Here is a 12,400-nt window from a genome sequence, read left to right on the forward strand (position 1 = left end):
ATAAAAGCCTGCACGCCTGACGTTGAAGTGCTACAGACCAGCGAACAGGGAAAGGCACGCAGCGAATCTGGCATCACGCTCAAGCTGCCCTGAAGAGGCCCAAGCCGCATCAGGATATCGTTCAATGAAGGCTCCAAGCTCTTGAACAGCGTCCACATAGGTTCCTGCGCTGATCTACACGAATTAATCGAATTTATGAGTTCCATAATTGCGAGTACGAAACCTGATTTGTCTTCGTTGATTTTGAGCAGCGGTATCGCAAGCAGGTCAGATACAGACATCGCAATTGCATGGCTAGAACTTTTTCGATGAGAGTCAGATTGCTAAACGCATGAGGCCAATATCGCGATAGTTGGCTAAACGCCACCAATCGTGTGGACGGGCGACTGCGATTGCCATAAATTCCAATCCATCTATGCCATGGAAGTCGAGATGGAACCTAATGACGCCGGCGGAGTCGCCGCCAAGCACGGCTTCATCTTTCAGGATTGCGTTGCTGCCTACTACGTCACCCAGATGCTGCGTGACAAATCGATCCAACGCATCCGCTGCGAAGTCACGGACGACATCGATATCGTCTGTGATGATTTCGTCGAATTCGTGCAGGTGAAAACCACGACGAAGGCGCACTGGAATAGGAGCGATCTGGTTGTCCTAACCCCCGGTGCCGGCAAGATAAAAAAGATTCCATGCAGCTCGATAATGCATAAGTCGATGCAGTGCGAACCCTCGCTGACCGTTCCAAGGAAGTTCCGAATTGTCACGGAGCATCCGGTAAACGCCACTCTAGAATACCTCCTCATAAAGCGCGACGAGCGCAACGGGAAGCCTGGGTGTGAGGAATTGGTCGATTACCTCAACCTCAAAACAGGCAACTTCATCGCTCCTAGCGGGGTGAGTGTGGCGACCTGGGTCGATGCGGCATGCTGGGAGGTGTTCCGTACCATGCGCGAGATTGAGCTCTTGGGCATCAGGAATATTCGACTCGCTGCGGACAACTTGCATGGTGTCCTGTTGAGTACCGAAGCTTCGGCGGAGGATATCTGGCGAGGTATTCTGGACACCGTTACCCGTAAAGGTGCCTTGTCTCGCAGAATCCACTCAATAGATAGCAAATCCTACCATCGCGCCGATTTGAACAAGTGGTTTCAAGGACTGGTCGAGGAGGATCAGAAACGGGCGGGTCGCAAGGTATATGTCAGGCGGCAGCTACCTCAGATTCTGGTTCCGTTTCGCAATCCCATGGCCACCCCGTGCACCAAGCGCAATGGTCGTGTACTCCACCAGCAGTACAGCCTCAAACGCTACCGCTACAAACACATCGTCGACAACGTGTGCAAATGGCTGGATGAAGTCTTTCTCCGTCCCAATGAACTTGCTGACATTCACAAACTGTCGCTGGTTGAGCAAGCTCAGCGGCTTAAGACGACTGTTTTCGCTTCCTTGGCTGATGTTCGCTCCTTCCTGGGCCGAGTGCTTCTCCATGCGACGATACGCCAGATGCATGCGAGTCAGCCCATACCCTGCCTGCTTTACCTCGAAGAGCAGGGCGAAGAAAAAATCCTTGAAAACGTGCATATCGTTCGGCGAGATCCGGAGGGTGATCAGCTTTGGGTCGGTTTCAGTGAGCTTGTCACGGCGGCGAATGTAACCACGCGCCTATCTGAAATAAGGGAGCACTTGTACGCGGAAATAGATGAATACTTCTGCACTGCCAGGGGGAAAATCCTCGATATCAAGGATGACGATTACCTACTGCGCCACGACATCGATGTGATTCTGGACGAGAGCAACCCGTTCGATGCGCACCTCGATCGCTTCCGATTTGTCCTCTTTATTGGGTATGACTCGTCGTTGCTGACCGACCCTGAGACACCGGGGCACGAAGATCATCTGGAACACGAAACGGCAGCCTTGTTTCAGGCATTTGCAGATGACCTGCAGCATGGCTCGACGTTCGCAGAGCTCAACATTGATGTGTTCATCTACCCAGCGCCTAGTTTAGATACGTTGACTACGATGGTTGAACAGAAGGTCAGGGAGACCGTATGACTGAAGTTTATGATGCAGCCAAACTGAGCTTGGGAAACAAGGGGTTCTCAGCATTTCGGTATCTGTCGACGGTCAATTCCCTCCTGTCCAATCCTGTCTCGACCGGCTTGGGAAGAGACCTGACTATCCGGGCGCTTGGTGCCCGAGAGAAGTTCACAGATCACACCGGCATTTTGCGAAACATGGTCAGGAAGGCTGGGCTGTTTCCATATCTGAAGAAAGAGTTTTCTGAGCTTTCGCCCGGTGACCGCGTTGCACTCGACGTCTACCGGACGCCATTCTCGGAAGACTTCGTCTTCCACTCGATGCAGTTCCGGATCTTCGATTTGCTCAAGGAAGGCCGCAACGTCGTTCTGAGTGCTCCCACCAGCATGGGCAAGAGTGCCATCGTCGACTCGCTATTGGGGCTCGGGCGTTTCAAGCGAGTCGTACTGGTGGTGCCCACTGTCGCGCTCGCTGACGAGACGCGCAGACGTCTTCAAGAGCGCTTCGGTGAAAGCTATCAGATCATCCATCACAGCTCTCAAGAATGCCGCAGTGATCGCGTCGTGTACGTCCTGACCCAGGAAAGGGTCAACGAACGTGATGACATCAAATACATCGACCTGTTCGTCATTGATGAATTTTACAAGCTGGCCTTCCGGAAGCTGAAAAGCGGCCCCACTGATTACAATGATGAGCGGGTCATCGAGCTCAATATTGCTTTAAGCAAGCTGCTTAAGGTGTCCAAGCAGTTTTATCTGACCGGGCCCTTCGTCAACAGCATCCGAGGCTTGACGGAGCTGGGCTACGACCACGCGTTCATTTCGGCCGACTTCAATACCGTGGCCGTAGACGTACAGACCTTCGGTGTGGATGCCAACGATGAGGCAGGCAAGCTAACGATGTTGGCTACGATCGCACCCCAGTGCGAAGGCGCGACCATTATCTACTGTAAGTCACCAGGCGTCGCTGGGAAGGTTGCCCGCGAGCTCGTCCGACTTGGCTACGGCCATTCATTCAAAAGCGAGCACATCAACTGGGTCGCGGAGGAATTCGATCCTGAATGGGACTTTACCTATGCGCTCCGGAATGGAATCGGTCTGCATTTTGGGGGCTTGCCTAGAGCGCTGCAGCAGTACACCGCCGACCGATTCAATGCCGGCGACCTACGATTCCTGCTATGCACCTCTACCATCATTGAGGGAGTTAACACCGTTGCGAAGAACGTCATCATCTATGACAACCGCAATGGCAGCCGAGGAATCGACAAGTTCACCCATGGCAACATCAAGGGGCGTGCGGGCCGTATGGGCGTTCATTTCGTAGGCAAGGTGTTTTGCCTGGAGGACGTTCCAGAAGACAACCTGAACCAAGAGGTGGACATTCCCCTTGGGATTCAGGATGCAGACACCCCTCTCAATCTGCTCGCAAGCGCACAACCTGATCACCTCTTCGAGTTTTCCCAAGACAGGTTTGATGCCGCCTTCACTGAAGAGAAGTTTTCGATCGATTTGGTCAAGAAGCATTCCTATTTCAGGATGGAGCAGTTCGAGCAGTTGTACAGCATGGTGGAGATGCTCGGAGAGGACGAATTCGAATCGCTTGTATTCCAGCTGTCACCAGCAACTGGTTTTCTGAAAACCTTGGCGAAGATCAGCAGTAGGCTGGTGCCCAAGACTTTTTCCACGAATGGCCTGCAGACCAAGACCCCCGATAACATCTTGGCCAAGCTGACGAGCTATCAGAAGGCAGAGAGTTACTCGGCATATCTGAAGAACCAGATCGAGTACGCCAAGCAACGCCTCAAGGTCGATGATAAAGCCAACCTTTCCACCATGCTGAATAACGATTTGAAGCTACTGAGCAATACCTTCGGCTACACCATGCCGAAAGTGCTTGGACTGCTTGAAGACGTCGTTCGCTTGCATGCCATTAAGAAGGGAATTCTGACTAAAATTGACTACAGTTACGTTCGAATGACCTTTGAGAGCCTTCATCTTCCTGCAGGGCTGAACGCGCTTGAGGAGATAGGCATTCCAATCCAGACGCTACACCGTATGTCTGCCCTTCTCGATTTCCCAGACGGAGCGGGGGTGGATGAGCTAGCTGAACACCTTCGGAATAACGAGCAGGCTTGGAAATTGATGGGATATGTCGACCAAAGTTTCATCAGGCGTGCTCTAGGCCAAAACGAGCTTCAGTGATGGGGTTGTTGGTGCCGATACGATTTTGACCAAATGGCTGAGTTTGGATGACCCGTCTGCAGCCTATGCGATCTCGAACAAGGCCATCGTTTAGGGAGCATTCGGCTGTGTCAATTGCTTCCAGCAACCTGGGTCAGAATTACATCAGCAAAAACGCGATATGCTTTTATTTGGCTTTTCTGAATGCATCGCCTTTCAGGAAGGGCATTTTTTCCCCTTTTTAGATGACCTGCGCCATTAGGGCGCTGAGACATGAGCGTGTCATCAGTTCGGGGGGCGCGCGTCGTTGCGGCGTGGGTGCCGTATCCAGAGATGTACTCACTGATAAAATGGTCTGTAATCAAATGAAACAACCTGCTGCTAATATCGCTACAGTTTCAATCGCGCTAGTTGCCTTATTTTTCTCGGCTGGCCAGCTATACCTGCAGCGTGAACAGAATCATATAGCTGTTCAGCCGCGGCTCAATGCCTACCCCACAAACGAGCAAAAACTTGAAAATTTAGGACTGCACATTATTAACAATGGGCTGGGGCCTGCTTTTATGGAGAGCATGGATGTCATAGTGGATGGGGTAAGAATTGAGGGTGATGGTAAATTTTTTCAGGCCGCTGCAAAGTTGGGATTAGTTCCAGGATGTTTATCAATTAGCGAACCGCGTCCGAATGATAGCTTAAAAACTGGCGAAGAAATTTCGCTAATCGGTGTGCCGAAATCGGCGCCAGCACTCCAGTGTGCCTTGACGCGACTGAGCCTGATGTCTATTACAAATGGTCGTTTCGACTTTACATTAACGGTAAAGTCTATTTATGGCGATAGATTTTCTTATAACTTTAAGAGGAACATTCAAACCTCCTTGTGACCGTCAACGGCTGTTTGCGGGCCTTGGCGGACTTTAGGGGTGTGAAATTGTCTCTGGACAAAGGGCAAAATCTGTCGAAACGTCACGTGTGCAGCTAGTTCATAGAGTCAAGGATGAGCGAACGGTCGTTCGGCGCGTGATTCCATCGCGTTCGAATTTTGCCATACGGAAGAAGAGGAACACGACCCTGGCCACCCCTCTGTCCCGAAAAAGAACATCGCATTTGCAACTGCCTAGGAGAATTAGGATGTCAGCTTCGGAAGACCTCGCTAAAGATAAGTTTTTCTCAATGTTGGAGAGCGCTAGCAAGGTTAAGTTTTTCCTTCTGATCGCCAGCTTTCTGCTTCTTTTCGACTCAATGATGGTGCACTTCTCCGGCGCAGGCATGGTTGGGATACAGAAGGTGGAACTCAAAACGGATTTCGCTCTAGGCATCAAGCTTTTGGTTGCGTTCGTTTGCTTTTCCGGTCTGCTATCGCTGGTTTTTACGTTGCTATATCCCCTAACAGTATCGGTATACGAAACAGCGATCGAAATCCTAAAAAATCTCGAAGCGAAACTTGTACGCGGTTTAGCCTCTTCAAGGCCTGAGCAATTCCAAGTAAGATGGACTCGACGTACTGACTGCGTGCGGCCGTGGGAAATCCGGGAGGAGGCTCATGAAACTCAAAGCGAATTTCTTATCGGGATCTACGACCGCTATCAACAGGAAAGAGCTGCGCAGGATGCGGAGCTGTATAGGATTCAGCTTTACGCTTTCAGCGCCTTAGTTCTCGCGAGTCTAAATTTTTACTGGTCGGGAATCGGGGATGCGATTTCGATTGTCGGCTGGGTTGAAGAGCAGTGGTCAAGCACTCCAGTATGGCTGGGTTTGAGCGTATTCTTCGTGTTGATGGTGACGCCACTTCATCGTAACGCATCTGACAGTGAATGGATTTACTGTCCCGTTCTGCATCGTCGGCTAGAAAAGGAATCGAAGGATGAATATGACAGAGCCCAAGCATTTAGCGAAAAAGTGCGGCGGGAAGCCCAGATACACCGAGCGACACGTGAAGCTCAACAAGCCCAAAAAGAACGTACCTAGCTTCTTGGACGTGCAATGTAGTACCTAGTTATTCTAGCGATTAGGTAAGGTTGATCAACCGATCTCTACAAGAGCGCGATTGCGGAAGTACTGTTGTGTAACAGCCTATGACCCTCTAGCGCCCACGCCTAACCCCGGTTGTCATTGGGATAAGTAGGCGTGGGTAGTAGACAGCTAGTAGCACTCGTTAGATGCTTTAAGCCCAAGCGGAGTTTCGGTATTTAAAAGCCATCCCCTATAGATGGCGATCCGCAAGTTTGGCATTCAAGTGCCTCTGTAAAAGCTGAATTGGAAAGGCAAGTGTTGGTACAACCCCCAAGGGCGGTTTTCACGTAATAAGCAGTCATGGCTAGCTGATTATAACTGTTGAGATGCTTTTTGAGCAAAGCGTGATTAATACTAAGATCTTCTATGCGTTTTTTGCCTTTCATTGAGGTGGCCTTTTGTGATTGCCAAATTATTTTGGTAGGTGAATGTTTAGGGTTCTTAGGGTGGGCAATTATTCCGCGGCTCTGTCGGGCGCGGAAATGTCCACTACATTGGAGTGTTTTTTCCAGCGCAGCTCATATTCATCAAGTTGGGCCAAAAGCATAAGCTCTCTGCCAAGTGCGGCTTTCCATAGGTCTTCGAATCTTACGGATTCACTACGGTAGTGTATAATTCGAGCCTTTAGAGCAGCTGTATCAGATGATTTCTGCGAAAGTTTTTCTTTCTGAATGGCAGCATAATATTTGATGTCTTCAATAAGTTTTTGATAAATTTTACGCCCTTTTTTGATAAGGCTAGGATCTTTGCCTGATTCAAGTGCAACGGAGCTAAGCGTGATTTTCGTACCCTTCGGCACCCGCTCTGCATTGTTATTGTACAAGCGAAGGAGCGCCTCAAATAGTTCTTCAAGTCCTGCGCCCTTAATGTTGTTCGATGTCATGTTGTTTTCTAATTCAAGTGGCTAAGTATGAATTCATAGTCTTGGATGTTGCGTTTTTCCATTCGATACTCGAAAGATTTAGGATCTAAATTTATAAGGTCGGCCTTAGCATGCTCGATCACTGATTCAACACGGCTAGCTTTGAGGACTGAACTGGCGCATCCGAAGCAATTCGCAAAATTGCCATGTGCTCGGTCATCGCATGGCTTATTGCTTGTGCAGCCACCCATAGGGGTTGGCTGCCAAGATAGAAGGCCTTTTTTGACTTTATGCCTAGTTTCATCGGCAGTCTGGCGAAAAATAATCCTGTCAATGTCGTCTTTCTTATCCGGCGGGGTAATTCGGTCGCCGTGTCCGCCATGCAGTTTTTCTGTTGAGTACAAAACTTCATTGAGGTAAGAAATCCATTGAGTATCCTGTAGCGCCTGTTTGATTTCTTTAGCAAGCTGAGGACTCTTCAATTTCATGTTATAGCCACCCGCTGAACAGCCTCGTTGGTAGTAGACACTCATAGACTCAGTCAGGTGGGTGAGAAGGAGTTTGAGTTCTGGGATATCCAGCATCTGGCTTTGAGCACCAAATACAGCCATCGTCCTGCGGAATTGGTGCGTTGCGATTTTCCAAGGCTTACCGATCTTGTATTTCGGGTCTGACCGCCAGTCGGCAAGTGGGTCAATGGCCTCGAGTTGAAGTATGTCAGCCTCTTCGATGAGAATAGGAGGAAGGTATTTTTCATATCTCGTAGTGTCTGCTCGGATTACGGTTTTTCCAGGATTTGTTCCGCAAAATGGCAAATATGATGGTGTAATAAGTAAGTAGTCTCCATCTAGGAAGTCATCGGGCAAATAGGGAGAGATCATTGATTTGATAGTCTTCAGCGCCGCAATTGGCTCAACGATTAGCTCGTTGGCAATCCAGGCAGTGTCTTTAACTGTCCCGGTTAGCTTTGTGGAAACGCCCATCATGTAAAGCCCTTTTGAGCTCCAGCCTTGTGCTGCTTGGACGCAATTGTTTTCAAGTAGCTTGGCTTCATGGTCGCGAACTAAAGTGTAAATATGCACTAGGCTTTTGGCGCAATGTTGTACTAGTCCAATGTGTGAGCTAAAATTCGCAGCAGACTTGATGTTGTTTCTGGAACAATAAGAAATAAGGCCGTGATCTAGAGTCGCTTTCGCGAAGTCAGATTTTTGGTAATGGTTCTCGAGGCCATGATTGGCCTTAGTGGGTCTGCTGGCCTTGGATATATCTCTACCGTAATAAGGATCTGAAGACAGCCCTTCAGCCAAGGCCAGCAGCTTTTCTGCAGAGCCAGTGAAATCTTGCACAATGTCATTGTAATGATGATAACGAGCGTGCAGTATGCGGCTTGGTATTACCGGAGTCTGCTTACCACTTTTTATTCTCTCTCGATGACGTTTCTGCAGCTCTGTATGAAGGGCCTTGTGTGGATGTAAGCTAAGCGCATTATCAGTGAGTATAAGATAACTACTAATCAGCTTAGATAGGTTTCCACAGAGTCCTATTGGAATCTCTTTGACGAAGTTTTTAGGGTGGTTTTCAGGCGAGATTAATTCTTGAATAGTCATGTTGCGTTTGTCTGCGATTTTGACAAGACGAAGAATCGCTCTGAATGTATTTCTAATGCTAGTTATTCTTAGGGGTTCTCCTTTGCGATTTAGAGAAAATATCTCTGTTGCCAGAATTATTTGACTGGTAAGGATGTTTTTTTGATTAAATGGTGCTGCCGACTCTACGGTGGTAAAGTTGAATGAGGTCTTGTCAATTGGAGTAAGTGCGAGAGTTGGAAAGTCCCATTCTGCGTCATTTAGATAGATGGCCTGGCCATCAAGGCCGTAACTGATCACGGTATCTACACACAACTCATTTAAATTCATGCCAATGTAAGCAGCTTCCAACTGCGGATTGACGCAGTTGTCGGTAATTTGAGTGCCATATTCGACCTTTTTTTGCATATCTTTCATAAGATTATCTTGAGTTTTACAAGCCGTTCGAGGTGTCTTTGCCAGTAATCGGTCAGGCTATTATCCTCATAGACCTCTTTCCGCAACTCGGTAATTGTATTTATGATGCCCGGTTCAAAAGAGATCATACCGCTCAGGAGACTATCAATCCGCTGAAGTGTGGGGCCGTGAGTTGTATGGAAGTGTTGAGTATCGGCACTGGAGTGAATCATCTGATTAGTGATATATTCAAGGCTTATGAGTTTCCATGCATCTTCTCGGTTGGCATGGGCCTTATAGTTGACGCAATTCAAACATCCCACGTTATTTTTGCAGTCAGGCGTTACTGTGACCAAGCCTTCGGAAATTACTTCGGGTGTACCTTCCTTCTCGCAACCACCCAATGGTGTAGCAAAGGGATGTGGAACACCGAAAAATGCATTAACGGCTGAGTGGAACTTGTTGATTTGGTCGATAGCTGTTTGCTCGTTAGCTTTTAAGTAGCTTTTTAATTGAGTTTTTTCGCTGTGCTGCAGTATGTTCCTTGAGGCTTCATGCCCGTGTGTTTTCGCGATGTAATTGTCCTTGTAATCTCTGAGCGTTCTATAGCTTAAGCGGGGTAAGTCGGGATCTGCGAAACGGTGCAAGCTAGCATGTAGGCGACTCAATATGTTTGTATCGAGCATTCGGGTGTTTGACATCTTATTTCCATTGAAGCCAATGAAAAGGTAGGGGTGCTCAATCTCTTTGCAAAGAAAATTTCGAAGTTGTATGTATTTTTGAAAGTGCTTAATGAAGCTTGATTTGACTTTGACAGTAAATGTTTTGTTGTTTGCGCGAAACTTTATGGCTTTGAAACCAATCTCGTCAGATTCAATTTTAAACTCTTCATCCCAAGGTAGCGCCCTTAATGGTGACTCATTGATTCCGGTCGCGGCGACAAATATTGAAACGAAGGAATCATGCGCTATGCGCCCTAAGCGAATTCGGTACTGGTTCCCGTCTGAACCATTCGCCTCTGCCGTCCTGAATAAATAGGCTTTTTCTGCATCGTAATAAGATTTTTTGGCCAGTGATTCTGATGAATTGGTGCGTATAAGATATTCCTGCAATGTCCTCATTCTTCCTTCTCCGTAGTCAAAGGTGACGGAGTTTGCTGAGCGTTTTCCACTTTGACTCAATACTTTTTGGCTGATCAATGGATATCGCTGATCAGCAACAAGCCATACAGAATCTTCCTTGAAATTTAGTTGGTAAGGGAATTTACTATTGGTAATCAAGAATTGAGTTAGCCCAGTAAATATTGGCTCGCAAACCTGGAGATAATGCTTTAATGCTTCCTCTGAGGGAGTTTGTGGTAAGGAAGTTTTTGAACCCTCAGGACGTTTGATAGGCGCTAATTTTGTCGTGAAAATATATCCGCTATCAAAAAAGCCTTCTTCCCCTAATCTCACGCATACTGTCTGCATGCGGCGCCGAGTTGAATATTGGCGATGATCGCTGTTCAAGTGCTCGGAGAAGGCCTTAAGAGCTTCATGGTACTGTGCTGGCGTGTCTAGAAAGCTTGGGTGACAATTGCACTCACACCAATTAGCCATAATCACCCAGTCGGCGATTGTGGAATATCCCGTAGCAGGAGTATTGTTAGTCAGGCTTTCAGTTATTATGTAACTTGCTATGTTCTTTAGTGCTGCTGATCTTCTCGGTAAGTGGGTTGATATTTCAACTTTCTTTGTTGCCCTACTACCGAACCGTGCAGCAAAGCACCAAGCACCGAAATCGAATGCGTGACGATGGCTAAATCGTATTATTACTCTCTCGATGGGGTTACTTGCGAGAATGTTCTGCGCTGACCTTAAGAGGTCAGCATTATTGACAAGGCCGTCGAGGCGGATTTCAACAACCGGTCTGTCCATCGTTATTTGTTCCCAAGCAGATCGATAATATGTTGCTGGAATTGGGCGTCAGCTTCGTGAACCAATTTGTTGATCCTTCGGTAATCCAAATAACCCATTGTGGTTTTTGGATTTGAGTGGTGCAGACGTTTGGCTACGAAGTCAATCAGCTCCAGTAGACCGATCTCACCCTTAGTCAGGAGTTCTTTACGCTCTTCTACCAAATTCATACCGTAGGAGGCTCTTAAGTCGTGAAAACTGAATTTAAAGTTGTGCCCTCGTGACTTGAGAAGTGAAGACAAAGTGTCCCTAATGAATTTTCTAACTGCTGAGCCTTTTTCATGTCCCTTGTATTTGTCTTTGTCTAGTTTGCTCACGTACAACGGCTTTCCCGTTCTGCTGAGAAATACGTATTGTTCACTGGGCTCTCTTTCAATTGCTTTTTCTTTTCGAGCGAGATATCGCTCAGACTGAAGGTAAGTAAAAAGCCTATGGTGCATCCAGCCAGGCACTTGAATCTTGTGTTTTTTGTCATACTTTGTATCTACAAGACAATCTTCTCCAGCATTAATTGAATAGGAATTCATGTCAATGTTGCTCGCTTCGAGTACGTCTCCGATGCGAATAGTGAGTGCCGTCTGAATTCGCATTCCTGAAACAAGTGCTAATAGAAAGGCCAAGAGCATTTCAGTGTTATGACTTTCAAGAAGTGCCTGTATCATCGCGTCTTGCTGCTGCTTGTCGAGAGGCCTTAGTTTTCCCCCGTCATAAATGTAGTTGCTCGATTCTTCTGTGTTCTTGGCAAACGTTAAGTCTGTCGTGACTACTTCTCTGGTTCTTGTAAAACCAAATCGGTTGGTATGCGTGACCCAGATAATACTTTCTTTCCAAGGAGGTTTGGTCGGCCTAAAAAATCGGAATTTCATTCTCCATCTGTAGTAACGTACTAGCGACCTTATTTTATTATTGGCGGTTTCTGCGTCTATCGCACCGCGTGCGACGTCAAGTTTGAAGTGGGCCTTGAAAATATATGTCGGCCTTTCAAATTCTCTACCTTTGAAATCGAGGTGATCTAGACCTTGGCCGTGCATGACATTCATGAATTCTTTGAGATTGACAGCTTCAGCACCTAATGTTGTATCCGAAAGCTTGGGGTGCTGTTTTGCTCGCCAGTAGAGAAAAAGATTTCCATCGACCCATGGAGTACCGTCCGGCTCAAGAATAAGCTTCATCCCCTCAATGAAATCTGAGTCTTCGAATTTTACAGGGTAAAAAAAAGGAGGCTCGGTGGGTACTGAGATCACCCCCTCTATCGCATCGTCATAACACTTGGTGAAAGGAGTAAGTCTTTTTAATTCCACTGTTGTGAACATGGCGTGCCTGCAGATCAGTTGCTTGTCAAAAAGAATTTTGGTTCGGATTCGATTTTGCTTT

Annotated in this window: 8 protein-coding genes; 4 read left to right on the top strand and 4 right to left on the bottom strand. The window is 47.5% G+C overall.

Going from position 1 to position 12,400, the window contains the following annotated elements; all coding sequences use genetic code 11:
- The first annotated feature begins 432 nt into the window (after window positions 1-432).
- The 4 genes from ACA069_RS07900 to ACA069_RS07915 all read left to right on the top strand — a co-directional run bounded on the left by ACA069_RS07900 (window position 433) and on the right by ACA069_RS07915 (window position 6,182).
- A complete protein-coding gene (locus ACA069_RS07900) occupies window positions 433-2,052 on the top strand; it encodes a HamA C-terminal domain-containing protein (protein WP_497616993.1) in 1,620 nt (539 codons plus the stop codon).
- Entirely contained in the window at window positions 2,049-4,238 is a 2,190-nt protein-coding gene (locus ACA069_RS07905) for a DEAD/DEAH box helicase (protein ID WP_497616994.1), read from the top strand. Before ACA069_RS07900 ends, ACA069_RS07905 begins: the two co-directional genes overlap by 4 nt.
- 344 nt (window positions 4,239-4,582) lie before the next feature.
- On the top strand, window positions 4,583-5,098 hold the full coding sequence (locus ACA069_RS07910; RefSeq protein WP_497616996.1) for a hypothetical protein: 516 nt from the start codon (window positions 4,583-4,585) through the stop codon (window positions 5,096-5,098).
- 247 nt (window positions 5,099-5,345) lie between these two features.
- A complete protein-coding gene (locus ACA069_RS07915; RefSeq protein ID WP_497616998.1) occupies window positions 5,346-6,182 on the top strand; it encodes a hypothetical protein in 837 nt (278 codons plus the stop codon).
- Window positions 6,183-6,681: 499 nt separating this feature from the next.
- Here ACA069_RS07915 and ACA069_RS07920 read toward each other — a convergent pair whose 3' ends face one another.
- Genes ACA069_RS07920 through ACA069_RS07935 form a run of 4 tightly spaced genes read right to left on the bottom strand, consistent with a single transcriptional unit; the run spans window position 6,682 to window position 12,339 of the window.
- A complete protein-coding gene (locus ACA069_RS07920; RefSeq protein WP_497617000.1) occupies window positions 6,682-7,110 on the bottom strand; it encodes a hypothetical protein in 429 nt (142 codons plus the stop codon).
- A gap of 8 nt (window positions 7,111-7,118) precedes the next feature.
- The gene (locus tag ACA069_RS07925) at window positions 7,119-9,092 is read right to left on the bottom strand and encodes a hypothetical protein (RefSeq protein ID WP_497617001.1); all 1,974 of its coding nucleotides are present in this window, start codon (window positions 9,090-9,092) and stop codon (window positions 7,119-7,121) included.
- Window positions 9,089-10,987 carry a hypothetical protein gene (locus tag ACA069_RS07930; RefSeq protein WP_497617003.1) on the bottom strand — a complete coding sequence of 633 codons (1,899 nt, stop codon included), beginning with the start codon at window positions 10,985-10,987 and terminating at the stop codon, window positions 9,089-9,091. The genes ACA069_RS07925 and ACA069_RS07930 overlap by 4 nt, the downstream gene beginning before the upstream one ends.
- A gap of 2 nt (window positions 10,988-10,989) precedes the next feature.
- Complete coding sequence (locus ACA069_RS07935; RefSeq protein ID WP_497617004.1) at window positions 10,990-12,339, bottom strand: tyrosine-type recombinase/integrase; 1,350 nt, start codon at window positions 12,337-12,339, stop codon at window positions 10,990-10,992.
- Window positions 12,340-12,400 lie beyond the last annotated feature (61 nt).

The sequence above is a fragment of the Pseudomonas sp. LBUM1652 genome, from assembly GCF_059716105.1.